Source organism: Streptomyces sp. NPDC058955, assembly GCF_042741435.1.
GTDB lineage: Bacteria > Actinomycetota > Actinomycetes > Streptomycetales > Streptomycetaceae > Streptomyces.
Window position 1 is genome coordinate 34,317 of the sequence record NZ_JBHYKM010000029.1, and the last position, 26,360, is coordinate 60,676.

A 26,360-nucleotide genomic window follows, 5' to 3' on the forward strand; every position below is an offset into this window, starting at 1 on the left:
GGTGCGGGTGCGGGGGGGCGGGTGCCGGCGGATTGCGCGGGGTGACAGCCGTCCCCACCCACCGGGAGGGACACCGTCACCGTCCCCTCACTCCCACTCCACCAGGTACCCGTGATGCCGTACGCATCCCCCGTCGGCCGTCAGGACCGGTTCGCCGGAGTACCAGTCGGGGCGCAGCGACACCTCGACGCCGTGGTCGTCCGTCGCGCTGACACCGGCCGGCCCGGCCCCCGGCTCCCCCTGCTCCCGCGCGGGGATGTCCTTCACGTCCAGCCCCCGCGCCGCCCACTCCCGCCGGAGCGTGCCGAGAGCGGCCCGGTACCGGGCGTCGCTCGCGAAGTCGGGCTTCCAGGTGACGACGGGCTGGTCCCGGGTGACGCCCTCCGCGTCCACGCCCAGGTCGTCCTTGCAGGACGCCCCGCCCATCTCCTTCCCGTAGATCACGGAGTCCGGATCGGCCCCCAGCAGCCGCACCGCCCCCTCGCCCGCCTCCTCGGTGTGCCGCAGGTGCTCACGGAACGCCGCCTCCGACCGCACGGGACCGCCGGCCATCGACTCGCAGCCCTTGGCGAGCACCGCGATGAGCCCCACCACGGCCACCATGCCCAAGGTCAGAGCAGCGATACGGACCCGGTGCGGCGGCTTCCGGTCGACGGCGGGCGAAGCGGGGAGGGGTGACGTGCTCATGAGCCGATCCGACCAGACACCCGGGGCGGGAGGGCACCGCTCCCCTACTCAGAAACGGCCTGAGTACGCACCCCGGCCCCCCGCCCAGACGTCCGGCGCACTCCCGCCCTCCCACGACACCTCCAGCAGCCTCACCAGATCCCGTGCTCCAGCTCCTCAAGGGCGACGTTCCACGCGGAGTCCTCGACGACGAACGGCGTGGGATCGACGGCGCCCACCACCCGCCGGAAGCGCGCGGACAGCTCCTCGGGGTCGACGTCCGCGTCGTGGTCGTTTTCGAGGCGCCGGAACTCGACCAGGGTGAAGAGCAAGGAGTCGACGTCCCGGTGGAGTTGGTGGTACCCGCCCTCCCCCTCCGGGAAGGCGTACACCTTCCCCGATGCCGGATCGAGCGCGACGAGTGACGCGAACAGGTACCCGAGCACCCACCAGCTCCGGCTCTCCACGGGACAGCTCCACCCGTCAGGAAAGGCGTGGCCTCCGAGGGTGAGGGTGTCGCCGCTCTCGGGCCAGGTACCCGGTACCGCGTTCCGGGAGATGAAGACGTCGGAGTGCGGCAGCCCCACGCTGCTCAGCAGGTTGGCCGAGTGACCGTCACATGCGGAGCCGTCGGCGGTCCGGGGCACGTAGACGATGCTGCGCAAGCCATAGGCATCGAGCATGCGCCGCGCGCTCACGTGTGACTCGAGGGTGCGACCGCAGAGAGCCAAGAACCCTTCGATGTCGCGTTCCAGGGCGGGCGGCACGTCGGTCAACTCCGAGACGATCAGGCGGACCTCCCGCCCGAGTTCCGGGAAACCACTCCAGACGTCCGCACTCCTGGTGAGCACGGCGGCCAGCAGGTCGCCCGCGTACACATCGCCTTCCGCCAGCGGGTTGGCCCGGAGGACCTCCACCGCCAAGGGCAGGAGAGAGGCAAGGCCCACGTCTTGCCTGATCAGGAACCGCAGGTCCTCGACCGTCAGGCTGCCGATCGGCTTGCGCCGCAGCTCACGCACGGTCGCCATCAGCCGGGTATCACCGTCCGACGGGACCGACCCGCGGTCACGCTCAAGCTCCTCCAGGGAAAGGCCACGGTTCACGAGTCGCGTCACCGACCGATCGTCCCATGTCTGATCTCCATCACGGCCCAGATCCCGTCGCAGCCATGAACCGCAGCCATCTGTTGGGAAATCAGGTGGATGGCAGGAAATACCACGCGATCCCCTCACGATCCCCTCACGATCCGGAACGCACCGACGGCGCTCAAGCCGGAGGCCGGTAAGGTCGATCACCAGGGGTGCGGGCGGGCATCGATCCTGATTTCCGCCTGCACCCTTCCCTTCTGTGAAAGGTCTTTGCATGTGGGTGCAGCGAGTACTCGAATTCACCGGCTGGGAGGCTTCGACCTCCTCCTCCGTGGACTGGGCAGGGGTCGAGGAAGAGCTTCGCATTCCGCTTCCGGCGGACTTCAAACAACTGTGTGAAAGTTTCGGTGGAGGAACCTTCTGCGACTCCGTCCATTTCCTCGGCAACACGGAAGGGTCTTACTTCAATCTTCTCCTGCCGTGGCGAGCACCCATTCCCCTTCCTGCGGAAACCGGTCCGTACCAGGAGTACACCCCGGGCGGAAAGGGGTACATCAAATGGGCCTCGACGGAATGGGGTACGGAATACTGCTGGCTTGTCGACGCGCAGCAGCCCGGTACACCTCCTGTCCTCGCACGGGGCGAAGCCGGCGAGTGGTGCGCGTACGACATGTCGACGTCGGAATTTCTCTACAGGGTCCTGGCGGACAAGGACTTCCTGCCGTTCGGCATCGCTCGGTACGGCCTTGACCCGACGTTCCAGCCGGGCCCCGGGGCTCACGGCGGCTGACGGGAGGCGAGGCGGGGTCGGTGTCACGCTGAGCTGGTCAGATGGAGGGCGAGGACGGCTTGGACAAGTGCGGTGATGCGGACCGGACGGCGGGGTGCACGAGCACCGAGTTGGTCACGGGTGGACGCCCGCCCGCGCAGCCAGATACTCGACGCCGCGGTGGCCGGACTGCTTGGACACGTAGACGTGGACCGCGTGCCGGCCGGACGGCAGTGCAGGGTCGGCGTGGTCGCCGCGGAAGGCGACCTGTACCGCGTCGTGGCGGGAGCCGTGCAGGCCGTGCTCGGGTCTGTCCGGCCAGCGACCTGACCATACGAGGAAGACCGCGTTGCCGTCGTCGCCCAGTGCCGCGATGACCCGGTCCTCGGCCGTCCCCCGTACGAACCCCGCCGTCATTTCGAGCGGCAGGTGTGACTCCAGTTCACGATCGTCCATGACCGGCACGTCCGGTTCACAGCCACCAGCGCCGCAAGGGGGTCGCGCGCCGGGATAAGGGCGGTGCACAAAGCGGGCGTTCGGCAGGGACGCCGCCATTCGCCGGACCTCGTCGACGCTCTCCAGGTGCGTCAGCAGTTCCGCCTCGTCGCCGCGGTGTTCCATCAGAGCGCACAGCCGCATGGCCTGGCGGTACGCGTCGGCGGCATCAGTGGTGACGTGGACACAGCGTGTGTAGCCGGCCAGGCAGTCTTCGCACATGGCCGAATGGTGCCACCCGCCGGTCCGGACTGTCGCCCGGAATCGTCGGCGGACTCCGACGGCGAGGGGCGACCGTCGGCGTGGCTCCCACGATGCGATGCCTCGACGAGCAAGCCGTGCAAGCGGTGGAGGTTGAAGGTGTCGAGGTGGAGAAGCAGGCCGTCGCAAACGTCGCATCGGTGTCGACACACTCGACCTCCTCCTGGCTGTCTTGGTCACCGCAGCCAACGTCTCCGACAACGCCGGCGGCATCCAGGTGCTCTCACAGATAGCCCATGCGCATCCGCATGTCACGTTCGGCCGGCTCATGCACCACCGGCGCCTCGCCCGCGACTACGAAACCCAACCACACCGCTCCGAAGCCATGATCAAGCCGGCGATGGTCGACCGGACAAGCCGCCGGCTGACCAGGGAATCCCCGCCGGGCTGACGCTCTACCTGAACCCCGAGTACATCAATGGAACGGGTAGAGGCGCTGGCGCGGACCGGGAGGGGCGAAGCTCACCCCGTTCTCGTCGAGTGCGTTGAACACGGTCACGCGACCCGTCTCGAAGGCGAAACTGATGTCGACGTTTCCCTGAGCGACGTCCCTACCCGTCCATTCGAGCACTTCGGCCCCCACGAGCGGCAACCCCCGCAGAGCCTGCAGCTCAGGAAAAGGTTCGGGCCGCCACTCGAGGTCGAAGCCGGGCCACCGGACTGGACGGGTGGGGTCGATCATGTTCCACGTCAGGGATAGATCGCCCAGCTTCTGATAGTTGATTTCGACCTGCTGGCCATCGAAGTCGAACAGCACCGGGCAGTCGCAGAACCACTCGTCATCCCTGAGGTCCCAGACCATCCAGACTCGCGTGAGAGTCCGGCCAGCAAGACCACGCAGACGGCACCCATGTTCCTGTACGACGCCACCACGGCTGTCCAGCCATTCCGGTTGGTAGCCCGCGATGCCGAAATCGAACATGACGTCATCTTGCCAGAGGCGCCCTTTCTCGGATCAAAGCAGGCCCGAGCGGCGACCAACCGTCGACTTCCCAAACAGCCCTACCGGGACAAACGCTCTTAAATGCATGCCCCGGCGATGACAGGCCGTGGCAACATCACCGGATGTCCAACGACGTGGCCTACCCCGTCTTCCGTACTCCCGACCCGGAGCTCGCCCTGTCTACGGCGCGCCGTCTCATGGAGTTCGGCCGCTGCGAGTACACCAACGTCTCCCTCTACGCAGAGTTCCGCTCGGCCGACGAGGCGTGGCGGGCGGCGAAGGAGCTGCCGGAGGGTTGGTTCCGGGGGCAGGAACTGGACGGGGAGTTCGACCGCCGGGTGCCGTTCGAGGACCTTCCCGCCTGGCTCGTGGGCGTCCTGGGGGCGGGACTGCCGACGGACCCGGCCGCGTACGAAGGGCGACTTCCGGTGGACTACGAGTTGCCCCACCAGGCGGTCGGCAGCGTCGAGGACGCCTTCACGGCCGGAATCGGTCCGAGCGTGGGCGAGATCAACTGGCAGGACCTGTGCTGGCCGGATGCGCCCGAAGTGGGTCTTCGGGGCGAGTCCAAGCACGCAGAGGTGACGCTCCTCCTCAACACCGGCACCCGCGGGTACGACGAGCCTGCCGACGACCACACCGTCCTCCTCCACGTTCGCGACGCCGAAGTCGACGGCCGCCAGAGCAGCGAACCGTACGTCCACTGGCTCGCCGCGCAGGTGGGCCTCACGGTCATCGGGCCCGCGCAAGGGTGCTGATGGAACCCACCGACCCTGGGAGCAGCTCCCATGACTCATCCGGTGCCAGCCGCTCGACGATCTCCGCCACCCGCCTGCCGGCCACCCGGCCACTGGGGCCCACATGGGCCGGACCGATCGTCCGCTCAGCGCTATCGTCTTCCGACACGAGACGTAAGCCGGGGGGGAAGTGTCTTGAGACAACGGATTCTCATGAGCGCCGCAGCCATGTTGCTGCTGACATTGGCCGGTTGTACGTCGGGGACGGAACAGCCTCGGGACTCCGCGAAGCCCGCGCCGGCGAAGTCCTCGGCCACTGCCCGGCCGGCGGTTACGCAGCGGCCTTACGACAGGATGCCGGCGCGGCCGCTGGGCGAGGCGGCGGTCAGCGATCGTGACCAGGCTTTCCTGCAGGCGGCGTTCGCGATCCAGATGCCGGGAGGACACAAGGTTCCACCGGCCGACGAGGTGGTCGTGATCCGTCGCTTGGACGCCAGGAACGGGGAGCTGGCCTGGATGTCCGACGGACATACCTTCTGCTACGGCAAGATCCGGGAAGGCTACAGCTCGTACAGGTGCGGCGGACTTCCTGAGGAGGCACCGGCGCCCGGACTGCTTCTCACGGTCCCGGGCGAGCCTGACCGGGCGCCCAGCGACGACAATCAGGACGAGGTCCGCGTCGTGAGCTTCGTGATCGCCGAGGGCGGTGCGCAGCGTTTCGACCACGTCAAGCGCAGCAAGGGGACGGGGCCGGTGCACCAGGCGGTCGCGAGGTTCCCTTCCGGTCGCATGGTCACCTTCCTGACCTTCGACCGTGCCTACGGGTGGGGGCCCGTCGACCCGGAGGCCGAGATCTGCAGGAGCGACCGGAAGATCTGCTTCCCGCCCGATGACCTGCCGCACTGACACGGCCGTGTGCGGCGGTCCGCAACGCACCGTCCCATGAGGGCCTGCGGTCGGGGTCAGTCCCACCAGAGGGACCACATCGTCGAGCGGGCCATCGTGTCGCCGGTCTTCACCGGATCGTGCACCGCGTCGTGGCCGTAGGCGCGCAGCTCCGCGGCGGCCTGCGCGGCGCCCCGCGGGTCCAGAGGCGGCAGGTCGACGGCCAGCTCCAGGTAGGAACCCTCGGCGCAGAAGAACTCGGCGCCCCACTGCTGTCGAGAGGCGTCAGGCCTCGGTCGCCGTACCCGGCCCAGCCCCACGTCGTGGAGACGAACGGCAGAAGCACCGGCACCTCGTAGCCACCGCGTGCGGGCACGAGATTCACCCACCGCAGGTCCTTCTCGGAGAAGTCCCGGGTGCCGGTCGCCCACTGCGACACCCCCTGCGACGGGCGCTCCACGGCCGGTGCGAGCAGGGGTGCCAGCCGGTCGGGGTCGTAGTCGGACCGCCAGAGGTCGACATCGTCGTTCGCATCGGCGACCTCGGACGCCCAGGACCTCGACACCCGCCGCGGTCACAGACCACTCGGTCTCGGCGGTGGGAAAGGACATCCGCAAGCGGTGGAGGGGGTCATCGGAGGAATCAAGCGGCGGGCGGAGGACGAGGTCATACTGCCTCATCGAACGGCAGGTCAGACGGGCGCTCGGCCCCGAACAGACCATGCCCGGCCTCTACCCCGACAACCGCCGCGTCCGCCCCACCGGCCGCATGATGTTCTACCACTTCGGCGAACTCACCCTGCGGACCGGCAACGTCACCGCCCCGCCCACCGTCCAGATCACCCGCGGTGTCCAACTCCACGTCCTCGACCTACTCGACACCGACATCGGACAAACCCGCTGGCCCCAGAGAGCGCGAGAGCTGTCAATGATGGAGGCAGGTGCACCGCCCGACACTGGGCGCGGGCAGACTACGCACATGAAGCTCCCCGCCGAAGCCGTGGCCGCCGCTGCGCTGCTCGAGGTCGTAAGGATCTCCGAACTTCCGACAAAGCGGGGCACCCCATATCCCGGCAGTGTGGTCGCCCACTGGATCGGGAGCGAGGCCGTCAGCGCTCTGGCCTTGATCGAAAGCTTGCCCGGCAGCGAGCAGCACCGCTGCGGCTTCTCGCCGGGCTGGAGTGTCCGGGCGTACGCGGACACTCTCGACCTGGTGCTGTTCGAGGCGGCGTTCTGCTTCAGCTGCCATGAGGTCCGTATGCATGGAACCGCCGTGCCCCCCGCACTCGCCACGCAGTTCTTCGACGCGGGCGCCCCGCAGGCGCACGCCCTCCTGGCGCTCTTCCGCGAGGCAGCCCCGTAACCGGCCGACCACCGAAACCCTGAGCCTGGACCCCCGCGCAACGCACAGGTTCGGGCGGCACGGTCCGGAGCGCCAGGCTTCGTGTTCGTGGCCACATGAGGCGGTGGCCGAGACGTCGCCGCCTACGGCTGCTGTGTGGCGTGGGCCGCTTCGGGGAAACCCAGTGCATCCAGCAGCGCATCGAAGAGGTCCTCTGCGAAGGTCTCTTCTGCGCGCAGCAGTTCCTCGATGCGGGACTGCTGCACCGCGGCCTGGACACCAGCTTCTGACGCCCACGCGAGAGCGCCTGCGGCGTCGGCCGGCACCTCTGCGTCGAGTTGTGCACGCTGACGCCCGAGGGCTTCCTCGAACTCGGGGGTGGCCGGCCACAAGCTCTCGTCGTCCACGTCCTCAGGCGCCTCGACGAGGAGGCCGGCGGCGTTGGGCAGGTTCAGCCACGCCTGCCAGCGGTGGCCGCCGGTGTCCAGGCCGGTCACGAGGGCGACGCTGCTGTCGGAGACATCGGCCACGCAGGCCGGTGCACCGGTCCACTCGACCAAGGTGGACAGGTGCTCGTCCTCCCAGATGCCCTGCTCCAGCTGCAGGGGCTGCCAGCCGCCCGGCCGCGGCCGCCCGTCGTACACGTCGCCGCTCAGTTCTGGAGCGATGGTGCCGAACAGGGGTGCTTCCAGCAGTGGGCGCTCGCTGCGCGCAAAGACCAGATGGCCGGAAAAGCCCATGGAACCTCCTCGTCGCTTACCAGCGCACCTTACGAGCAGTCACTGACACCACGGGTGGCGGCGGTGTGAGGGGCGGGTCAGGGACGGGGTGGGTAGTCGGGGTGGTCGGTGTAGGGGGCGGCCAGGTCGTGGAGGTCGTGGTGCGGCCAGGGGTCGTGGCGGTGGCGGTTCAGGATGCGTCGTTTCGCCTCGATCTCGCGGAGGACGCGGGCCGGGTCGTGCAGGGCCACGTGTCGGGCGATGGTGGGGTGGAAGCCGGGGAGGTCGGTCTGGCAGAAGTCGACCGTGTGGCCGGTGGCGGACCACTCGCCGCAGCCGTCGCCGTCGCAGCGGCGCGCCAAGGCGGCCTCCTCGTCCAGTCGTGCCTCGATGAACTTCGCCAGGTTTTCGTTCATCGGGGCATGCTCGATGGTGCGGGGTGGCGGGCCGGTCGGTCGCCGATGAGGAGGACGGCGCAGGCCGTGGAGGTGAGGAGGCCGCCGGTGAGGAAGGTTTCGCGGGGGCCGGCCAGGGACAGGACCAGTCCGCCCAGTGCGGCGCCTGCCGCGATGCCGGCGTTGTAGGCGCCGGAGTTCGCCGCGAGGGCGATGTCGGTGCGGGCGGGGGCGCAGTGCAGCATGGCGTTCTGGGTGGTCATGAAGACCGGGCCCAGTGCGGCGCCCATCAGGAGGAGGAAGGCCGTCGTCGCCACCGGGTCGGTGCCGGTGGCGTAGAGGCCGAGCATGGCCGTCGCCTGGGCGGCCACGGCTGTCGTCATGGTCGCGTGCGGGTGCCGGTCCAGCTGGGTGCCGGTGAGGGTCACTCCCGCCAGGCAGGCGATGCCGATGAGCATGAGCAGGACGCTGACGGTGTCCGGAGCGAAGCCGGTCACCTCGTCCAGGAACGTCACGAGGTAGGTGAATCCGGCGAAGGCGCCCGCCGCGGACAGCGCGCCGGTCGCCAGGACGATGCCGAACCTGCGGGCGTCGGGGTCGGTGGCGTAGGCGGCGGGTTCCTCGTCCGGGCGGGTGGTCGGCAGCAGGGTGGCGATCGTCACCAGGGAGATGCCGCCGAGCAGCGCCAGGAGGGCCACCGGCACCTGCCAGTCGGTCTGCCGGCCGAGCCATGTGCCGGCGGGCACTCCGAGGACCAGGGCGAGCGAGCCGGCGACGGACAGCGCCCCGACCACGCGTCCGCGGACCTCGGGCGCGAACAGGCCGACCGCCACCGGCCCCATCACGGCCCAGAACAGCGCCTGGGCCAGCGCGGTGAGCAGTCTCGCCCCGAGGAGCACCGCGTAGGAGGGCGCCGTCGCGGCGGCGAGGCTGGAGATCACGAGTGCGGCCAGGAGTCCGGTGAGGACGTGCCGTCGTGGCACCGCCCTGACCGCGTGCGCGAGCGGGACGGACGCGACGGCCACCGTCACGCCGTAGCCGGTGACGAGGAGGCCGACCGCCGAGACGGAGACCCGCAGGCCGGCGGAGATGCCGTCGAGGAGTCCGATGGGCAGGTTCTCGGCGGTGTTGAAGGTGAACGCCGCCAGCATCAGGGCCGCGAGCACCGCCACGCCGCGCCAAGGGGCCGCGCGGCGCGGGACGACCGTGTGCCGCTCGTCTCCCGCTCGCTTCCGCCGCGTCGATTCCGTCGCACCGTCCATGGTCCCACCTCACCAAGCGCGGCGGCTCGTCGCAACGGAGTAACGGTCGTGCCGGTCGTGTCGGTCGTGTCGGTCGTACCGGCCGTGCCGGTCGTGTCGGTCGTGTCGGTCGTACCGGCCGTGCCGGTCGTGTCGGCCAGGGCGTCTGCCTCGGCGGGCGTCCGCCGCTACCGCGCGACGCGGTAGCGGACGTACAGCACCCGTCCTTCGAAGGTGCGGGTGTCGACGAGTTCGAGGTCCACCCTGCGCTCGTCCCTCGGGAAGAACGGGATGCCGCCGCCCACGAGCAGCGGGTGGACGCGCGCCCGGTACTCGTCGATCAGGCCCAGCGCGGCCGCCTCGGCGGCGAGCGTGGCGCCGCCGATGGCGATGTCGCCCTCCCCCGGTTCGGCACGCAGGCGCGCAATCTCCTCCGCCAGGCCGCCGGAGGCCAGGCGGGCATTGCCCTGGACCGTCGTCAGCGTCCGGGAGAAGACGACCTTGGGGAGGGGGTTCCAGAGCGCGGCCCATTCGCGCTCGGCGTCGTCGAAGGTCGACGGGTCGGCGGTCTCCCAGTACAGCATCGTCTCGTAGAGCCGTCGGCCCATCAGGTGGACGTCGACCTCGCGGATCTCGTCGATGAAGGACCGGAAGACCTCGTCGCCGGGGTCCGTCCAGGCGAAGTCGCCGTCGGGTCCCACGATGTAGCCGTCCAGGGAGACGCCCATGGAATAGGTGACGTTACGCATCAGGAGAAGACCGCCTCGGGTATCGGCTCGCCGGTGCGCCGCTGGGGCACGTCACTCCACGAAACCACACCGTCGGGAGATCCTGGGCCCATCGCCCGCCGTGTTCCTCCGCGGTCAGTACCGGTAGTCGGGCCAGTGGGGGTCGTCCCAGCGGGCCGGGCCGGTGACGCCGAGGAGTCGTACGCGGTGGAGGAGGTCCTCGGGTGCGCCGTGGGCGCGGAGGCGGGTGGGCGCGTGGCGGACGAGCCAGGCGGTCAGTTCGGCGTACGTCTCCTCCTCGTCCTCCCAGGTGCTCCAGGGCAGTCGGTCGGCGAGCAGGTCGTGGTCCCAGTGGTCGATGGCCTCGGCGAGGTGCCGGGCCGCCTCGGGGGTGGACGTCGCTTCCCAGGCGGCCAGCCAGGGGGTCAGCGTGCCCGTGGCCTCCGCGGCCACGACGAGGACGTGGTGCGCGGGGACGGCGGGGGCCGGGTCGGTGAGCGTGTGCTCCCACCAGGCGCGCAGGAACGCGTCGACCGCGGCGGTCTGCTCGGCCGGCCAGTTCCGCCAGTCCGCCATGGCGAAGGCGCGGCCCACGCTCTCCAGGTCGGCGTCGGTGTCGACCCGGCCGCCGACGAGGGCGGCGGCGAACTGGGGCAGGATCCGGCGCAGCACGGATCCCCTGTGCGTCCAGTCGGTCGCCTGCCAGGTGCGCCGCAGGAGGTCGGGGTCCAGTTCCACGTCCGCCGTCTTGAGCCGCGCGAGCTCTTCCGCGCTGCCCCAGTGGCAGACGCAGTTGTCCTCGTCGGGGTGCGCGGTCATGCCGCGGAAGGTGTCGGCCAGCCCGTCGAGGGCCGCCTCCAGCCGGTGCGCCGTCGGGGACGGGGCCGGGGGCGCGGGTCGGTTGCCGGCGGGGGCGGGGTGGTGGGACATGGCGTACGCCTTCGGGGACTCCGGGGGCCTTCGCCCGCCGGAGGTCACCAATCTACCGGCGGGCACGCCGAAGGGCCGCCCCTTTCTTCTCAGGTTCCTCTCGGGGCGGCCCTGGGGCGGGCTACTGGGCGGCGACGGGTGCGTCGAAGCGGACCGAGCGGAGTTCCAGGGTGTCCTTGGCGGGCTTGCCGTGGGCCTTGAGGCGCCACTCGGGGCCCTCGCAGTTCGCGCCGACGTAGACGGTCACGGCGGTGTCGGTGTCGTTGTGCGGGCCGTAGCCGGGGAGTTCGTCGTCCTCGCCGACGGCGTGGAGGTTGATGCACTTGCCGCTGTGCGGGTCGTGCAGGGTGACGGTCTGCTGCTGGCCGAAGCCGTCGACGTACTTGTAGTGGAAGTCGCCCTGGGCGGCCTGGGCCGAACCGGCCGTGGACAGGACGAGGGCGAGGGCGCCGAGCGACGCGCCGAGGGTGCTGCGCAGCTTCATAGCGGGGTGGTCCCTTCAAAAGATGATCAAGGAAGCAGGGGTCACCTTAGGGAGGCGGGACGGGGGCGAATCGATCCGCCGATGCGGCGGGTGTCGCGTGTTGCCGCACCATCACCCGTTCGGCCCCGCCGGAGTGGCGTACGGCGGTACCCGCGACCCGACCAGCGACCCGACCGGCGTCCCGGTCTTCGTCGGACCGACCGTTCCCCTTCCGCCACCGCCCCCGTCGCCGTCTCCGTCGCCGCCCCCGTCACCGTCCATATGAGCGGCGGGGCGGATGTTCCGCGTGTCGACGCGAGCAAGATCCGCTGGCGAAACGTATCTCTCATTCCATGACCCATGACATGGAACACTCGCTGTACGTACACCTGCGCGAACGCTTCGGCGACGAGGCCGGGTGGCCGGAGGCGACCGTGCTGATCGCGCCCTATCTGCGGATCGTGGTGGACGCGCTGGGGCCGGAGGACGCCGTGACGTTCCTGACGGCGGTGCGCGGGGCGCTGGACGAGGAGACCTCCCGGGCAGGAACGATTCACCTGGGGTTCGGCGCGCACCTCTGGTCCCGGCTGGACGCCGTCTCCTGGGACGGTTCGCCGGCCAGGGCCTCGGCCTGGGAGGCGGCACTGGCCATGCACCGGCTGGCGATGCTGATGCCGTCCGCCGGCCTGGCGGAGCTCGTCGACGTCGGCCTGCGGTCCTGCCGGATGCTGCGCGTCCCGGCCGGGCGGTAGCCCCCCTGCCCGCGGCTCCGCCGCCGGAGACACCGGGAGTGCCTGCGGCGGCGGAGTGTGCGCACGGGCCGTGGACGGTCAGCAGAGGATCTGGAAGGGCGCGTGGTCGGCCCCCGTGCCGGGGACGGCGGCGGGCCGGGTGCTGGGCAGGACGGGGCGGCCGCAGGAGACGAAGAGGTCGTCGTAGCGGGTCCGGGAACGGGCCCGGTACGCGGGCGTGGACCGGGCCAGCATGCGGACGACCTCCTCCGCCAGCATCACCTGGTACTGGCACGACTCCTCGTTGAGGACGTTGAGGTCTCCGGTCGCGACGTGGTTCTCCTGGCGGCAGCCCCCGCCGCACAGGTAGCGGGCCCAGCAGCCGCCGCACACCGGGTGCTGGTCGACGGTGCGCCGCCATTCGGGGTGCGCCCGGGTGAGGCCGTGCTCGCCGGTCCCCACGTCGAAGCCCTCGTCGCCGACCAGACGGTGGCACGGGCTGATGCTGCCGTCGGGCGAGTGCGTGTAGTAGGTGCGGCCGCCGGAGCAGAAGGCGAGGGCCGCCGCGCCCTCGGTGATCATCTGCACGGTCCTCTCGTACTCCAGCACCCCCTTGAAGCGGTTTCCGGGGTCGAACAGCTTCGGGTAGTGGACGAGGAAGTCCTTGAACTGCTCGACGATGCCGGGCTGGAGGAAGTGGTTGATGTACCGGATGCCGCCCTGCGGTTCGGACAGCGTGCGGTCGCCGAGGGTGAGGGCGACGGGGACCGTCGTGCCCGCGCGGACCGGGTAGACGCCCGGGTAGATCTGGAAGTGGTCGAAGAGGTCGAGCCGCCAGAGGTCGAGCACGCTGTCCTTGAGGGTGGGTTCGGCCGTGGCGATCGTCATCCGCGCGACGAGCGTGACGGCGTCGCCGCACTCCTCCCGCAGCCGCCGGACGTTGCGGACGATCCTGTCGTACGACCCCTTGCCGTTCTTCGAGGGCCGGTTGGCGTCCTGCACCCGGCGGCCGCCGTCGATCGAGACCGACACGATGAAGCGGTGCTCCCGGAAGAGCTCCACGGTGCCGGGAGGCAGGAGGGTGAGGTTGGTGGAGACGCGGTGCACGAACCGGGTGCCGTCGCGTTCCGTGATCTCGCGGGCGCGGGCGCAGATCCGCTGGATCACGGGGAGGTTAGCCAGCGGCTCGCCGCCGAAGAACTCGAAGCGGACGCGCTGGTCCGGGGCCGCGTGGGTCTCGACGAAGTCGAAGATCCAGGCGATGGAGTGCTCCCCCATCGCCTCGGTGATGCGGCCGTAGTCGCCGCCCTCGGCGAAGCAGTAGGTACAGGCGAGGTTGCAGACGTTGGTGAGGTTGACGTTGACCGCGAAGTCGGCGCCGTCGGAGAGCGCGCTCTCGGCCAGCAGCCTCCTGTGGGTGTCGTCGCCGACTCCGGCGGTCGCCCGCAGCCGGTCCCATGCCTCCCGTTCGGGCGGCAACAGGTGGTCGACGCCGGCTTCCAGGCGCCGGGCGGTGGCGGCCGGGGCGAGCAGCAGCCGGTGGTTGCCGGTGATCAGGACGGCGGCCATGTCCTCGCCACAGCCGTCGCCGTCGCCGTCACCGTTGCTGTTGCTGTTGCTGTTGCTGTTGCCGAGGGGGAGGACGCGGTAGTCCGTGCCGTGTCTCAGGCGCGGTTCCCGGTGGCGGTCGGGCGTGGTCATGGCCGCGTGCCCGGGCGGAAGAGGGGCAGCGGCGAGACGTCGCCGTTGAGGGTGCCCTCGGCCGCCTCCACCGTGGGGAAGTGGGCCCGGTCGAAGACCTGGTGGAGGCTCGACGCGCAGTCGCGCGGTACGGCGACCTGCACTCCGGTCTCGCCGGGCGTGCTCTTGGCCGCGATGGAGCGGAAGCTCTCGTGCGGCGCGAGGTGGACGACCTCCCACGCCGGGTCGGCGGCGGCGTCGCCGTAGCGGCGGGAGTAGGCCCTGACCGGGGTGGCGGAGGTGTTGCGCAGCTGCACGTGGACGGCCCGTACGTCTCCGTGCCAGTCGAACGCGGCGACGGACAGGTCCTCCCCCGGCGGCAGGTCCCTGACCCGCTCGCGCGGGCGGGCGTCCGGCAGCAGGGTGATGCCGGAGTGGCCGCCGCAGCCGGTGCAGAGGGCCTTCGCGTCCACCCCGACGAGGTCGGCGTTCAGTCCGTAGCGGGTGACCTGGAGCCGTCCGCAGTCGCCGCAGCGGGTGTCGGTCGCGGCGGTGTCGTAGACGTTGCCGAGGTAGACGTGGCGAAGGCCCATGTCGAGGGCGGTGCTGCAGGCCTTCTCCAGGCGGTCGACGGGGGTGCGGATCGTCCGCGTCATCTTGTAGTCGGGGTGGAAGCGGACGAAGTGCGTCGGTACGTCGGGGCTCAGGCGCTCGCCGACGAAGGTGGCCATGTCGCGGGCGGTCTTCTCGTCGTCGCTGAGGTCGGTGACCATCAGGGTGGACACCTCGACGTGCTTGCCGGCCCGGAACACCCGCTCCGTTCCTTCGAGGACGGGCTCCAGCCGGCCCTTGGTGATCCTGCGGTAGTACGCCGGGTCGAGCGACTTGATCGACACGGAGAAGATGTCGATGACCGGGAGGAGTTCCTCGATCGCCTCGCCGGTGATGAAGAAGGCGGACTTGTAGAGGTTGACGATGCCGGCGGCCTTCGCGAGCGCGGCGGTCTCCATCACGAACTCGTGCCACACGACCGGGTCGTTGTACGTCCAGGAGATCACCCTGATGCCGTGCCGGACCGCGATGTCCACGACCTCCTCGGGCGTGTAGTGGTGGACGTCCTTGTCCTCCACGTAACGCGCCTGCGAGGTCTTCCAGTTGTGGCAGTAGTCGCAGTTGAGCATGCAGCCGACGTTGCCCATGGACAGGATCCGGGCGCCGGGCGCGTAGTGGAACACGGCCTCGGTCTCGATGGTCTCCTCGGTGGCGTGCACCGAGCGGCCGTAGTTCAGGGTGACCAGCCGCCCGTCCCGGTTCGCGCGCACCCGGCAGAAGCCGTGTTGGCCGGGGCGGATGCGGCAGTTCCTGGGGCTGAGGTGGCAGCGGACGACGCCGCCGTCGAGGCGTTCCTCCAGGCGGGCGGGGCGGGGGTCGCTGTTCCAGGTGGTCGCCGCGGCCGGTGTCGCAGCCTGCTTCGGGGTCGGGGCCGGGGGTGGGGGTGGGATCGGTGTCGGGGTCGGCGTCGGGTTCGCTTCCTGGTTCGGGGTCCTGTTCGTCACATGCTGTCCTTCCGAGAAGGAGGTGACCGGGAGGACGCGGCCCGCACGGCCGGGTGTCCTGGGATGATCCGCCCCAGGAACCCCCGTTATGCCGGATGAGGATTGTTGAACATTCTGAGCCGCGCCTGGCGACGAGCATGACCGAGCCCTGTCTCCGCCGTCAAGAACCCGGACCATGGCGAGCGGGGGTGCGGGCACGGGCCCATCACCCCCTGAAACAGGGCTCTTTCAGTCCCCCGTGAGGCCCCAGAAGCACCACGCGACCGGCCGGCCCCCGGCGTCGTGGACGGCCGCGACGCACCCGGAACCGCGGTCGACCGGCGGGAACCACCCGTCACCGGCCCGCCGGAGAGCCCGCTCGACCGCCTCCCGTACGGGCTGCGCCGTCCCGAACAGCTCGGCCGTCTCGGCCGGTTCGATCACCCGGACGTCGCCGGGCTCCTCCAGGTCCTCCTCGCAGCGGACGACCCGCCGGACGTCCAGCACCGAATGCGCCGGCTCCTCGTCCAGCCGGCCGCTCGCCACGAGGGCCGCCGGCGTCTCGACGCCCCCTTCCCGGTAGTACACGGCGTCGGCGGCGAAGGCCGCTGCGCGCAGCTCGTCCAGTGCCTCCTGCGCATCCGGTCGGTACGGCGTGAAGTACGTCCATCTGCTCGCTCCCATGGGGGTGAACGCTACGCAGGGCGCGGGGCGTTCACCCCACCGCCCCGCCGCAGGCCATGGCTGGGCGGCGGGGCGGCCGGGCGTCACGCGACGGCGGTGCCGTCCAGTTCGACCAGCTGGCCGGGGATCGCCAGGCGCGTCACCCCGAGCATCGTGGTGGTGGGTGCCACCCGCGCGGCGCCCAGCCGGGCCGCGAGGACGCCGTAGTGCCGGAAGAGCAGGTCGACGTCGGTCGTGTAGACGTTGAGGCGGACGAGGTTCGCGAGGGTCATGCCGGCCCCGGCGAGGACGGCCTCCACGTTCTCGACGCTCAGCGCCAACTGGGCCGCCATGTCGCCGTCGTGGAGGGGTTCGCCCTTCTCGCTCATCGCGGTCTGGCCGGAGATGTACAGGGTGCGCGTCTCGCCGGTGACGACCTCGCCCTGGTTGAAGCCCTTCTCGACCGACCACGTCACCGGGTTCACCGGGGTGCGTTCCACAGCCATGTCGGCTCCGTTCCTCTCGTGTCGACCGCTCTCGTGTCGACGTGTCCCGACTGGTGGGTGTGCGGACGTCCGTCGGCTCGGCGGTCGCCGGCCTCGACGTCATGTGCGGGAGCCTGCCAACGCATCACGACATCCTTCGTCATGTATTCCGGTACGTTCTCCGCATGCGCGCCGACCGGCTGGTCTCCCTGGTCCTTCTGCTGCGCCGGCACGGCCGGCTGACCGCCGACGTGCTGGCCCGCGAGCTGGAGGTGTCCACGCGGACGGTGCTGCGCGACATCGAGGCGCTGTCCGCGGCCGGGGTGCCGGTCTACGCCGAGCGCGGGCGGCACGGGGGCTTCTCGCTGCTGCCAGGGTTCCGGACCGAACTGACCGGGCTGAACCACGAGGAGGCCCTCGCCCTGCTGACGGCCGGGTCGGGGCGCGGGGAGCAGGTGTTCGGGCTCGGTTCGGCCCTCGCCTCGGCGATGCGGAAGGTGGTCGACGCGCTGCCCGAGACCCACCAGGCCACCGCGAGCGACGCGGCGCGGCGGTTCCTCGTCGAGCCGGAGACGGACCTCCTCGCCCGCCGGCCGGTCACCGACGAGGTCCCGGGCACCACGATGGGCGAGGTCCGGCGCGCCGTGCTCGCCGGGCGCAAGCTGCGCATCCACTACGCGGCCACGGGCCAGGCCGCGCGGTGGCGCACCGTGGACCCGATCGGCCTGGTCACCGTGCGCGACCGGGCCTATCTGCTCGCCACGCGCTCCGGCGAGGACCGGACGTACCGGCTGTCGCGGATCCTGGCCGCCGAGGAGCTTCCCGAGCAGGCGGAGCGGCCGGGCCAGGTCGATCTGGACCGGATCTGGCGGGACCGGTCGGCGCGGTTCCTCTCCGGCGGCGACCACGTCACCGTGCTCCTGCGGATGGCTCCGGCCCGGCGGGAGGAACTGCTGGACACGGTGCTGGCCGTCCGCGCGGAGGAACCCGACGCGGACGGGTGGCTGCGGCTTCAGGTGGTCTTCCAGGACGCCCGGCACGCCGAGTGGGCGCTCTGGCGGCTCGGCACGGACGCGGAGGCGCTGTCGCCGCCGTCCCTGCGCGGCTCGCTGCGCGAGCGGGCCGCCAGGGTCGCGGACCTCTACGCGTCCTCGTGAGGCGCCGCCCTCACGGCGTGGGGAGCCACTCCAGGGACTGGCCGTGGGGGCCGGTGCGTGCGAGGGGCCGCTCGTTCAGGGCGAGGGTGAAGAGCAGGCCGTCGGGGTCCGGGAGGGGCGGGAGGCGGCGGTCGACGGCGGGCAGGACGCCGGGGGCCTCGTTCGAGATCCAGGGGCAGGCCAGGTCCCGCATGGTGGCGGCGAAGGACGCGCGCTTCTCCGGCGGGAGGTAGGCGAGGACCGCGCTGTGGAGGACGACCGGGGTGGCGCCCGCGGGGGCGGCCGCCACCAGGTCGCGGATCGTCGCGTCGAGGTCGCCGCGGACGAGCGTCGGGGGCTCGGCGCGGGCCACGCTCACGGCGTTCCGGAGGCGGGCCAGCCGCTCGTGCTGTTCGGGCCAGACGAGGCACTCCAGCCAGCGGACGTCCTGCGGGTCGGCCACGTCCAGCGGGTTCAGGTCGACGCCGGCCCGCCAGACGACCTCCGGCAGCCGCTCGGGCGGCGGCACGGGGCCGGTCGTGGCGCAGTCCAGGACGACCGGGCTGTCCGCGGCGCCGAACACCGCCCCGCCGTCGTAGCGGTAGCCGTAGCGGTCCGGGTAGAGGCAGAGGCCGGCCGAGGCGCCGACCTCGATGAGCGCCAGCGGCTGCGGCAGGCGGGCCAGGACCGGGAGCAGGACGGCGCAGCGGGCCGCCTCGTTGGTCTGGGTCCGCCGCTCCAGCATCGTGTCCCGTACCCGGGTCCAGTGCGTGGCGGTCCAGGTGCGGAAGGCGGTGTAATCGCCGTCCAGCGGGCCGTCCAGGAAGCGGACGGCGGCCAGCAGCAGGTTGGGCTGCCGCCGCTCGCCGGGGAGTTCGTCGATCAGGGCGAGAAGGCCGGGGTCGTCGGCCACTCCCCCGGCGAGCCGTTCGTACGACGGGGAGTGCCCGCGTGCCTCTCGCGCGGCGAACCGCCGGTACCGCGCCGCCGTCTCGCTCCCCATCCGCCTCACCGCGCCTTTCGTCCCGTCGCTGTCCGCCGTCCGTCCGCCCTGCGGCCGACGATCCGATGATCATGCCAGCTGCCTCCTCGGCGGGGCAGGATGACGGTGGTCGGCGTGAGGTGGGGGGAGGTCGGTGCGGGGTGGAGGTCAGGGACGCGGCGCCTGACGAGGCGGAGGCGCTGAGCGGGCTGGTGCTGCGGTCCAAGGCGTACTGGGGATATGACGCCGCGTTCCTCGCGGCGTGCGCTGATGAGCTGCGGATACGCGCCGAGGACGTCGAGGCCCGGCGGATCGTGGTCGCGCAGGACGAGCGGGCGCGCGTGCTGGGGGTCGCCTCGCTGGAGGGGGAGCCTCCGACGGCGTCGCTGGGGCTGCTGTTCGTGGAGCCGGCGGCCATCGGGCGCGGGGTGGGGCGGCTGCTGTACCGGGAGGTGGTGCGGCGGGCGGCGGAGCTGGGCGTGCGCCGGCTGGTGATCGACGCCGATCCGCACGCGGCCGGGTTCTACCGGGCGATGGGGGCCGTGGCCCGGGACGACCCGTCCGAGGCGCGGGAGTTGGTGCCGTTCGAGGTGGCGCCCGTCCCGCTGCCGGAGTGGGCGCGGGCGTGGACGGGCGGCGCGCGGGCCGTGCACCTGGGCAACGTGGCGGATTTCCACGCGCAGTTCGGCGACGGCGCGGTGGATCGGGAGCGGCAGGCCGCGGCCGGTCACTACGCCTGTCTCGCCGCCTTCTCCAGTCCGGCCCCGGCGGTGCTGGTGCTGCCGCGTGTCGTGCCGCGCGGCTGGATCGAGCTGGTCGGCCACCAGTTGGGCTGGCCGGAGGTGGAGGTGTACGACGGCCTGGCGGCGCCGGGTGGGAGCGGGCTCGTCGACGCGCTGCGGGGGCGGCCCGCCCTCGTGGCGCGGCTGGCGGAGACCGGGCTGCCGTGGGTGGCGTGGGGGCGCACCCGGGCGCTGGGCGAGCTGACGGGACGGGCGCTCGGCGAGGACGAGCTGCGGTACGAGTCGAAGTCCGCGGCGCACGAGCTGTTCGCGCGGGTCCTCGCGGCCGGAGCCCATCCCGGGATCGTGCTGCCCGGCCAGTGGCGGGCCCGGACCCGCCGGGAGGCGGCCCGGCTGCTCGCGGCCCGGGCACGGGCGGGAGAGACGACCGTGCTGAAGTCCGAGCACGGCGTGGGCGGCTCCGGCACCGTGATCGTCCCGCCCCGGGGGGTCCGTGCGGCGGGCGGGGCGCGGGCCGTGCTGCGCCGGCTGCCGCGGGGGCCGTTGCTGGTGGAGGAGTACGTCGCGGGGCCGGAGCGGGCGGCGGACGGTCCGCGCGATCTGACCTTCGACGGGTTCGTGGACGCCGGCGGCCGGGTGCGCGTGGTGGGCGGGGCGGTGATGGAGGTCCGGGACGGCTGCTACGCGGGGGCCACCGTGGGGCCTTCGGTGGTGCCCGCGTGGGCGGAGCGGCCGCTGCTCGCGTTCGGGCGGGCCGTGGGGCGCGAGCTGGCGGCCTCGGGGTATCGGGGCTGGTTCGACGTGGACTTCGTGGCCGACGGGTCCGGGCGGCTGGCGCCGACGGAGACGAACCTGCGGCTGACCGGCCCGTCGGCGGCCTTCATGGTGGCGGCCCGGCTCGACGCGCTGCGCGGCGCCGGGCACCTCGTACGGATCGTCGACCGCGTCGAGCTCGGGGCGCGCCTGCCCGAGGCGCAGTTCGAGGAGCTGTGCCAGGAACTCGCCGGGCGGTGCGACGCGTGGGGAGCCGTGTTCGTCCCGGCGATCCCGACCGGCGCCTTCGAGCCGGCGCCCTGGCTGGGATTCCTGGTCGCGGCGCGCGACCAGGCGGTACTGGACGCGGCCGAGGCGCTGGTCAGGGCCGAGGCCCGGCGCGTCGGGGCGGACTTCGCCGGGCTGGAGGACCAACGGTCCCACAGGTGATCATCCGTCAGGAGGACGTGGTCTCGCCGTCCTTGGGTTTGCTCAGGGCGTACAGGGCGACGATGCCGGCGGCGAGCATCAGCGGGACGTTGAAGGCGTAGACGAGCGCGGCCTGTTGGGGCCAGTCGTTCTTCGCCGCCAGGCGGTAGAAGTTGTCCTGCGGCCACCACGCCATCAGGAGGTACGCCACCGCCAGGTGCGCGAGCGACGTCAGGGGCCGGCCCTGTCCGCGGCGCCGCATCGTCGGGCGGGCGAAGAGGAGGAACATCGCTCCGGCGCCGAACGCCAGCCACTCGAAGACGTACAACAGGCCGAACAGTCCTGACCAGGGTGACGGCACCCCGGTGAGGTCGGTGGAGCCGGGCCACAGGACGTCCGTGAGGAGGAGGGCGATGATCCCGAACGCCACCGTGCCCCAGGCGACGCCGCACGACGCCGGGGCGTCGGCGCCTCCCGTGCCTCCGGCCTTCGCCGTCCGTGCCGGTCCCCCGGACCGCACGGGGAGGGGCAGGGCCGAGCGGTCCTCCTGTCCCGCCCGGTTGCGCGGCAGGCTGCGGACGCGGACGACGGCCTGCGGCATGTGCTCCTGGGGCACCTTGCCGGCGAGGTGGGTCCGCAGCTCCTCGACGCCGGGCCGTTCGGCGGTTCCCGACGGCTGGACCGGGGGCGTCACATAGGCGACCAGGCGGCGCGCGCCGCGCCTGCCCCGCGCGTCCGGCGCGCCGTCGACGCCGGTGACGACGACCGCGCCGACGCCCTCGTGTCCCCGGATCGCGGCTTCGACCGCGTACGGATCGAGGCTGCGGCGGCCCGGCAGGGTGACGCGGTCGCGGACGCGGCCCGTGAACTCCAGGAGGCCGTCCTCGCGGAGCCGGCCGAGGTCGCCGGTGGGTATCGGTGCGCCGCCGCCCGGGGGCGTGAGGTGGATCTCGCCCGCGACGACCTCGGCGGTGCAGCCGGCGAACGGGACGCCGAGCAGGGTGTGGCCCTCCGGGGAGTCGAGCGGGCCGCGCAGGTGCGGGATCTCCAGCCAGGTGCCGGTGCCGGCCGTCTCGGCGAGGCCGTAGACGTGGAGCACGCGGGCACCGGGGCGGAGCAGCGCCTGCAGGGCCGCCTGTTCGTCGAGGTGGAGGCGGTCCCCCGTCACGGCGAGCAGCCGCAGGGTGCGGAGGGCGGGGTACGGGTCGCGCCGGGCGGTCGGGCCGCTGCCGGGGCGGGGGGCGCGGGCGAGGAGTTCCGCGGCGCGGTCGGGTCCCGCGTACAGGACGGTGACCCGCTCGCCCTCCACGACGGCCGGGAGGTCGCCGATGGCGCCCGCCCTGCGGGGTGCGGCGGCGGGCAGGACGAGCGTCCCGCCGGAACAGAGCGCGCGGGTCCATCCGGTGGCGAAGCCGGTGACGTCCGCCCCGGTGGCGATGAGGTGGCGGTCCTCCGGCGTCACGCGCGTCACCTCGGCCCAGCCCTCGTAGGCGGCGAGCAGCAGGTCGTGCGTGAGGGGGACGGCGCGCGGCTCGGCGGCGGCGGTGAACAGGCGGGCCGCGAGGGGGCCGGGGGCGGGCAGGGGCTCGGTCCCGGAATCGGCCTCCGTGCCGGCTTCCGTCTCGGTCTCCGTGCCGAGGAGGACGACCGGCAGGCCGTCTCCGGTGTCGAGGGCCGCTCGGTCGGCGGTCCGGGTGAGCAGGGCGAAGGGTTCGACGGCGGCGAGCTGCCGTCGCCCCACGTGCGGGTGTTCCGCGTCGAGGACGGCGTACGCGCCGCCGGCCTTGAGGACGGCGAGGATCGCGACGACCAGCGAGGTCCGGTCGGAGACGCCGACGGCGACGAGGCCGCCGGGCGGCAGTCCTGCGGCCCGGAGGTGGCGGGCGAGCCGGGTGGCGCGTGCGTCGAGTCGCGCGTAGGTCAGTCGCCGGGGGCCGGTGACGAGGGCGTCGGCCCCGGGGGTGGTCCGGGCCCAGTGTTCGAAGCGATGCAGGACGGTGTCGGCGGTGGTCCCGGTGTGGCGACCGGAGTCGGATCGCTGCGTCATGGGTCGATGATGACACCCGCGCCGCCGGCGGCGAGATCCTCTCAACGCCCTTTCTGTATACGGTTCTTCGCGGTCCGGTACGCGCTCGGGCCGCGTCCGGTGTGGCGGACGAAGAGGGCGGTGAAGGTTCCGGGGTCGCGGTAGCCGACGTCGGCGGCGATGGCGGCGACGGTTCTGTCGGTGGTCTCCAGGAGGTGCCGGGCGCGGCGTACGCGTGCGGCGTGCAGGTGGGCGAGGGGGGTCCGGCCGGTCTCGGCGCCGAAGCGGCGCAGCAGGGTGCGGGTGCTGACGCCGAACTCCCGTGCCAGGGCGGGGAGGTCGTAGCGGGCGGCGAGGTTCTGGTCGAGCCGGCGCATCACGCCGGCCGAGAAGGCGTGGCCCGTCGCGGGGAGGAGGTCCGTGTCGACGTAGGGGGTCTGGGTGGCGCGGGTGTCGTCGAGGAGGGCGACGCGTGCGGTGCCGCGGGCGATCCGGGGGCCGTCGTGGTCGCGGACGAGGCGCAGGGCGAAGTCGTACATGGCGCTGAAGGCGGCGGTGGTCGTCACGCCGCGGTCGGTGACCACCAGCTTCTCCTGGCGCATCCGGACGTCGGGGTAGCGGCGGGCGAAGCGGTCGGCGTACAGCCAGCTGGTGGTGGCCTCGCGGTCGCGGAGCAGGCCGGCCTCGGCGAGGAGGTAGGCGCCGACGCAGATCGACACGACGGCGGTGCCCGCTTCCGCGTGGGCCCGGATGGCGGCGGTCTCGGGGGCGAGGCGGGCGAGCGCGGCGTCCAGGTCGAGGGCGGGCGTGAGGGCGAAGCCGGGCACGACGAGGACGTCGGCGGGGCGGATCGCCGAGACGTCGACGCGGGAGCCGCCGGAGGCGAGGACGCGTCGGCGCGGCGAGACCACACGGGTGTCGTACGCGGGCTCGGTCCGTCCCTGGGCGGCGGCGACGTGCGCGGCCATGGTCAGGAGGTCGGGCACGCCGAAGACCTCGGAGGCGAAGCAGCCGGGGTAGGCGAGCACGCTCACTCGCAGGGGACTCACGTGGTGCCTCCGGTGGACGGCGGGGTGGGCGGGTGCGGTGGCGGGATCGCCCGGAGAGTCGGCGATATCGCCGGTTCTCCGGGGCCCGGGGTCCCATCATCCTGCCCGTATGGGAAGCACACACAGGCAGGACGACGATCCGCTGGACGACTTCGAGCGCAGGGAGGTCGTGGTGGACGGCGTGGGCAAGCGCGTGTACGTCTCCGGGGCCGGGCCGGCGGTGGTGATCATGCCGGAGATGCCGGGGATCAGCCCGGACGTGGCCCGGTTCGCGCGGTGGGTCCGGGAGGCGGGGTTCTCGGTGTACCTGCCGTCGCTGTTCGGCGTGGACGGGGCCTATCCGCGGGCCGAGGCGGCCGGGACCGTGGTGCGGCGGGCGTGCGTCGCGGCCGAGTTCCGGGCGTTCGCGGGCGGCGGGACCAGTCCGGTGGTGGCGTGGCTGCGGGGGCTCGCGCGGGTGGCGCACGCCGAGCGGGGCGGGCCGGGGGTCGGTGCGGTCGGGCTCTGTTTCACCGGGAACTTCGCGCTGTCGATGACGCTGGAGCCGGTGGTGGTCGCGCCGGTGGTCAACCATCCGTCGCTGCCGCTCGACGATCCCGCGGGGCTCGAACTGGGCGAGGACGACGCCGCGGCGGTGGCCGAGCGGGTGCGGCGGGACGGGCTGAAGGTGCTGGCGTACCGGTTCGAGAACGACCGGTGGTGCACGGGACGGCGGTTCGCCGCGTACCGGGCGCTCCTCGGTGACGCGTTCGACGGGCGGGTGCTGCCCGACGGGGCGGCGAACGCGGATCCGCCGCCGTTCTTCCGCGAGGTCGTCGGGTGCGCGCACAGCGTCGTCACGGCCCATCTGGTCGACGCCGCCGGTCACCCCACCGTGCGCGCCCGGGACGAGATCATCGCCTTCCTGGCGGAGCGGCTGGCGTTGCCCTCGAACGCGCCCATTGCACCGTAGCGTTGCGTTCGAATGCCGCTCATTGCATCAATTTCCTTCATTCACCAGGGACTTCTTCTTCTCGCGGTTGACCCATCTCTGAACGCAACGTAGCTTTCGGGAATCGTCAACCACGTCATTGCGCGAGAAGAGGAACGGCCATGAGCGAATCCCTCCACACCGTCGCGGCCATGCCCACGGAGCGTCGGCCCGGGTGCCCGTTCGACCCGCCGGCCGAGCTGGTCGAGGCCCGCGGGCACGGGCCCATCGTCCGGCTCACCCACCCGGGCGGCATGCCCGGCTGGCTGATCACCGGTTACGACCTGGTGCGGTCGGTCCTGGCGGACCCGCGCTTCAGCTCGCGCAAGGACCTGCTGAACGTGGTCGACTTCGAGATTCCGCCGGCGCCGCCGGGCGAGTTCCTGCTCATGGACGACCCGGAGCACAGCCGCTACCGGAAGCCGCTGGTGGGCAAGTTCACCGTGCGGCGGATGCGGCTGCTCACCGAGCGGATCGAGCAGGTCACCGCCGAGTGCCTGGACGCCATGGCGGCGGGCGGCTCGTCGGCGGACCTGGTGACCGCGTTCGCCAAGCCGATCCCGACCATCGTGATCTGCGAGATCCTCGGGGTGCCGTACGAGGACCGCGCCTCCTTCCAGCAGCAGATCGACACCTTCATGGGCGGGGAGGTGAGCGACGAGGAGCTGATCGCGGCGTACACCGCGACGCAGGAGTACCTGGCGCAGCTGGTCGCCGCCAAGCGCGCGAACCCCACCGACGACGTGCTCAGCGAGCTCACGGAGAGCGATCTGACCGACGAGGAGCTGAAGGGAATCAGCCTGATCCTGCTGGCCGCCGGGTTCGACACCACCGCGAACATGCTGGCGCTGGGGACGTTCGCGCTGCTGCGGCATCCGGAGCAGCTGGCCGCCCTGCGCGAGGACCCCTCGCTCACCGACGGGGCGGTGGAGGAACTGCTGCGGTACCTGAGCGTCGCGAAGACGTTCATGCGGACGGCGCTGGAGGACGTCGAGGTCGGCGGGCAGACCATCGAGGCCGGCACGACGGTGGTGCTCTCGTACAACACGGCGAACCGCGATCCGGAGCGGTTCGCCGACCCCGATGTGCTGGACATCCGGCGCCCGTTCGACGGGCACCTGGCGTTCAGTCACGGCATCCACCAGTGTCTCGGCCAGCAGCTGGCGCGGATCGAGATGCGGGTGGCGTTCCGCGCGCTGCTCGACCGCTTCCCCTCGCTGCGGCTGGACGTGCCGGCGGAGGAGGTCCCGCTGCGCCCGGAGACGGCGGACATCTACGGGGTGAAGAGCCTCCCGGTCGCCTGGGACGAGAAGTGACGGGGGCGGCGGGGGCCGTGGGGCTGAGCGTCGACCGGGAGCGCTGCATCGGCGCGGGGATGTGCGCGATGACCGCGCCCGCCGTCTTCGACCAGGACCCGGACGAGGGGGGGGGGGGGGGGCTGGGGGGGGGGGACAGCGCCGCCCGCCCGCCGGTGGGCGCCGGGGGCGGGGGGCCGGGGGCCGCCCCGCGGCGCGCGC

Annotated in this window: 27 protein-coding genes and 1 pseudogene; 10 read left to right on the forward strand and 18 right to left on the reverse strand. The window is 72.2% G+C overall.

The window, feature by feature from the left end; all coding sequences use genetic code 11:
- Positions 1-87 precede the first annotated feature (87 nt).
- Both ACFW1I_RS14335 and ACFW1I_RS14340 read right to left on the reverse strand, forming a co-directional pair.
- Positions 88-687, reverse strand: a complete 600-nt coding sequence (locus ACFW1I_RS14335; RefSeq protein WP_384669670.1) for a hypothetical protein — start codon at positions 685-687, stop codon at positions 88-90.
- Between the two features lie 131 nt (positions 688-818).
- Positions 819-1,781, reverse strand: coding sequence for a contact-dependent growth inhibition system immunity protein (locus tag ACFW1I_RS14340; RefSeq protein WP_384669672.1), 963 nt, complete (start codon positions 1,779-1,781; stop codon positions 819-821).
- 253 nt (positions 1,782-2,034) lie between these two features.
- On the opposite strand from ACFW1I_RS14340, the gene ACFW1I_RS14345 reads away from it, so the two are divergent.
- Positions 2,035-2,544, forward strand: coding sequence for an SMI1/KNR4 family protein (locus ACFW1I_RS14345; RefSeq protein WP_384669673.1), 510 nt, complete (start codon positions 2,035-2,037; stop codon positions 2,542-2,544).
- A gap of 114 nt (positions 2,545-2,658) precedes the next feature.
- Here ACFW1I_RS14345 and ACFW1I_RS14350 read toward each other — a convergent pair whose 3' ends face one another.
- Entirely contained in the window at positions 2,659-3,240 is a 582-nt protein-coding gene (locus ACFW1I_RS14350; protein WP_384669675.1) for a hypothetical protein, read from the reverse strand.
- 145 nt (positions 3,241-3,385) lie between these two features.
- On the opposite strand from ACFW1I_RS14350, the pseudogene ACFW1I_RS14355 reads away from it, so the two are divergent.
- Positions 3,386-3,670: pseudogene (locus ACFW1I_RS14355) on the forward strand (transposase); the annotation flags it as partial.
- 24 nt (positions 3,671-3,694) lie between these two features.
- Here the strand turns inward: ACFW1I_RS14355 and ACFW1I_RS14360 are convergent.
- Complete coding sequence (locus ACFW1I_RS14360) at positions 3,695-4,201, reverse strand: hypothetical protein (protein WP_384669676.1); 507 nt, start codon at positions 4,199-4,201, stop codon at positions 3,695-3,697.
- A 143-nt stretch (positions 4,202-4,344) separates the two neighbouring features.
- Here ACFW1I_RS14360 and ACFW1I_RS14365 point away from each other — a divergent pair, with 143 nt between their 5' ends.
- Both ACFW1I_RS14365 and ACFW1I_RS14370 read left to right on the forward strand, forming a co-directional pair.
- On the forward strand, positions 4,345-4,980 hold the full coding sequence (locus ACFW1I_RS14365) for a hypothetical protein (RefSeq protein WP_384669678.1): 636 nt from the start codon (positions 4,345-4,347) through the stop codon (positions 4,978-4,980).
- 192 nt (positions 4,981-5,172) lie between these two features.
- The gene (locus tag ACFW1I_RS14370; RefSeq protein WP_384669679.1) at positions 5,173-5,865 is read left to right on the forward strand and encodes a hypothetical protein; all 693 of its coding nucleotides are present in this window, start codon (positions 5,173-5,175) and stop codon (positions 5,863-5,865) included.
- A gap of 56 nt (positions 5,866-5,921) precedes the next feature.
- On the opposite strand, the gene ACFW1I_RS14375 is transcribed toward ACFW1I_RS14370, so the two are convergent.
- Complete coding sequence (locus ACFW1I_RS14375) at positions 5,922-6,164, reverse strand: DUF4253 domain-containing protein (RefSeq protein ID WP_384669681.1); 243 nt, start codon at positions 6,162-6,164, stop codon at positions 5,922-5,924.
- A gap of 400 nt (positions 6,165-6,564) precedes the next feature.
- Between ACFW1I_RS14375 and ACFW1I_RS14380 the strand changes: the two genes are divergently transcribed.
- Positions 6,565-7,206: a hypothetical protein gene (locus ACFW1I_RS14380; RefSeq protein ID WP_384669683.1), complete on the forward strand. Its 642-nt coding sequence runs from the start codon at positions 6,565-6,567 to the stop codon at positions 7,204-7,206.
- A 122-nt stretch (positions 7,207-7,328) separates the two neighbouring features.
- Here the strand turns inward: ACFW1I_RS14380 and ACFW1I_RS14385 are convergent, their stop codons facing one another.
- From ACFW1I_RS14385 to ACFW1I_RS14410, 6 genes are all read right to left on the reverse strand, one after another.
- Positions 7,329-7,925: a hypothetical protein gene (locus ACFW1I_RS14385; protein ID WP_384669685.1), complete on the reverse strand. Its 597-nt coding sequence runs from the start codon at positions 7,923-7,925 to the stop codon at positions 7,329-7,331.
- A 77-nt stretch (positions 7,926-8,002) separates the two neighbouring features.
- Positions 8,003-8,320: a DUF6221 family protein gene (locus ACFW1I_RS14390; protein ID WP_384669686.1), complete on the reverse strand. Its 318-nt coding sequence runs from the start codon at positions 8,318-8,320 to the stop codon at positions 8,003-8,005.
- Positions 8,317-9,450 carry an MFS transporter gene (locus ACFW1I_RS14395; RefSeq protein ID WP_384669727.1) on the reverse strand — a complete coding sequence of 378 codons (1,134 nt, stop codon included), beginning with the start codon at positions 9,448-9,450 and terminating at the stop codon, positions 8,317-8,319. Before ACFW1I_RS14395 ends, ACFW1I_RS14390 begins: the two co-directional genes overlap by 4 nt.
- A gap of 278 nt (positions 9,451-9,728) precedes the next feature.
- A complete protein-coding gene (locus ACFW1I_RS14400; protein ID WP_384669688.1) occupies positions 9,729-10,289 on the reverse strand; it encodes a dihydrofolate reductase family protein in 561 nt (186 codons plus the stop codon).
- 114 nt (positions 10,290-10,403) lie between these two features.
- Positions 10,404-11,198 (reverse strand): hypothetical protein, encoded by a 795-nt coding sequence (locus ACFW1I_RS14405; RefSeq protein ID WP_384669689.1) that lies wholly within the window; start codon positions 11,196-11,198, stop codon positions 10,404-10,406.
- 121 nt (positions 11,199-11,319) lie between these two features.
- Positions 11,320-11,682, reverse strand: coding sequence for a hypothetical protein (locus ACFW1I_RS14410; RefSeq protein ID WP_384669690.1), 363 nt, complete (start codon positions 11,680-11,682; stop codon positions 11,320-11,322).
- 332 nt (positions 11,683-12,014) lie between these two features.
- Here ACFW1I_RS14410 and ACFW1I_RS14415 point away from each other — a divergent pair, with 332 nt between their 5' ends.
- Positions 12,015-12,413 carry a hypothetical protein gene (locus tag ACFW1I_RS14415; RefSeq protein ID WP_384669691.1) on the forward strand — a complete coding sequence of 133 codons (399 nt, stop codon included), beginning with the start codon at positions 12,015-12,017 and terminating at the stop codon, positions 12,411-12,413.
- Between the two features lie 78 nt (positions 12,414-12,491).
- On the opposite strand, the gene ACFW1I_RS14420 is transcribed toward ACFW1I_RS14415, so the two are convergent.
- The 4 genes from ACFW1I_RS14420 to ACFW1I_RS14435 all read right to left on the reverse strand — a co-directional run bounded on the left by ACFW1I_RS14420 (position 12,492) and on the right by ACFW1I_RS14435 (position 16,770).
- On the reverse strand, positions 12,492-14,093 hold the full coding sequence (locus ACFW1I_RS14420) for a radical SAM protein (protein WP_384669693.1): 1,602 nt from the start codon (positions 14,091-14,093) through the stop codon (positions 12,492-12,494).
- The gene (amrS, locus tag ACFW1I_RS14425; RefSeq protein ID WP_384669694.1) at positions 14,090-15,628 is read right to left on the reverse strand and encodes an AmmeMemoRadiSam system radical SAM enzyme; all 1,539 of its coding nucleotides are present in this window, start codon (positions 15,626-15,628) and stop codon (positions 14,090-14,092) included. Before amrS ends, ACFW1I_RS14420 begins: the two co-directional genes overlap by 4 nt.
- A gap of 228 nt (positions 15,629-15,856) precedes the next feature.
- Complete coding sequence (locus tag ACFW1I_RS14430) at positions 15,857-16,291, reverse strand: hypothetical protein (RefSeq protein WP_384669696.1); 435 nt, start codon at positions 16,289-16,291, stop codon at positions 15,857-15,859.
- 83 nt (positions 16,292-16,374) lie between these two features.
- Entirely contained in the window at positions 16,375-16,770 is a 396-nt protein-coding gene (locus ACFW1I_RS14435) for a RidA family protein (RefSeq protein WP_384669729.1), read from the reverse strand.
- 170 nt (positions 16,771-16,940) lie between these two features.
- Here ACFW1I_RS14435 and ACFW1I_RS14440 point away from each other — a divergent pair, with 170 nt between their 5' ends.
- Positions 16,941-17,912 (forward strand): helix-turn-helix transcriptional regulator, encoded by a 972-nt coding sequence (locus ACFW1I_RS14440; protein WP_384669697.1) that lies wholly within the window; start codon positions 16,941-16,943, stop codon positions 17,910-17,912.
- 10 nt (positions 17,913-17,922) lie between these two features.
- Here the strand turns inward: ACFW1I_RS14440 and ACFW1I_RS14445 are convergent, their stop codons facing one another.
- On the reverse strand, positions 17,923-18,894 hold the full coding sequence (locus ACFW1I_RS14445; RefSeq protein ID WP_384669699.1) for a DUF2332 domain-containing protein: 972 nt from the start codon (positions 18,892-18,894) through the stop codon (positions 17,923-17,925).
- A 140-nt stretch (positions 18,895-19,034) separates the two neighbouring features.
- Here ACFW1I_RS14445 and ACFW1I_RS14450 point away from each other — a divergent pair, with 140 nt between their 5' ends.
- On the forward strand, positions 19,035-20,819 hold the full coding sequence (locus ACFW1I_RS14450) for a GNAT family N-acetyltransferase (protein ID WP_384669701.1): 1,785 nt from the start codon (positions 19,035-19,037) through the stop codon (positions 20,817-20,819).
- Positions 20,820-20,826: 7 nt separating this feature from the next.
- On the opposite strand, the gene ACFW1I_RS14455 is transcribed toward ACFW1I_RS14450, so the two are convergent.
- Both ACFW1I_RS14455 and ACFW1I_RS14460 read right to left on the reverse strand, forming a co-directional pair.
- Entirely contained in the window at positions 20,827-22,845 is a 2,019-nt protein-coding gene (locus ACFW1I_RS14455) for an AMP-binding protein (protein WP_384669703.1), read from the reverse strand.
- A gap of 41 nt (positions 22,846-22,886) precedes the next feature.
- The gene (locus tag ACFW1I_RS14460; RefSeq protein WP_384669705.1) at positions 22,887-23,873 is read right to left on the reverse strand and encodes a GlxA family transcriptional regulator; all 987 of its coding nucleotides are present in this window, start codon (positions 23,871-23,873) and stop codon (positions 22,887-22,889) included.
- 109 nt (positions 23,874-23,982) lie between these two features.
- Here ACFW1I_RS14460 and ACFW1I_RS14465 point away from each other — a divergent pair, with 109 nt between their 5' ends.
- Complete coding sequence (locus ACFW1I_RS14465; RefSeq protein ID WP_384669707.1) at positions 23,983-24,825, forward strand: dienelactone hydrolase family protein; 843 nt, start codon at positions 23,983-23,985, stop codon at positions 24,823-24,825.
- Positions 24,826-24,965: 140 nt separating this feature from the next.
- On the forward strand, positions 24,966-26,159 hold the full coding sequence (locus tag ACFW1I_RS14470; RefSeq protein ID WP_384669709.1) for a cytochrome P450: 1,194 nt from the start codon (positions 24,966-24,968) through the stop codon (positions 26,157-26,159).
- The last annotated feature ends 201 nt before the right edge of the window (positions 26,160-26,360 follow it).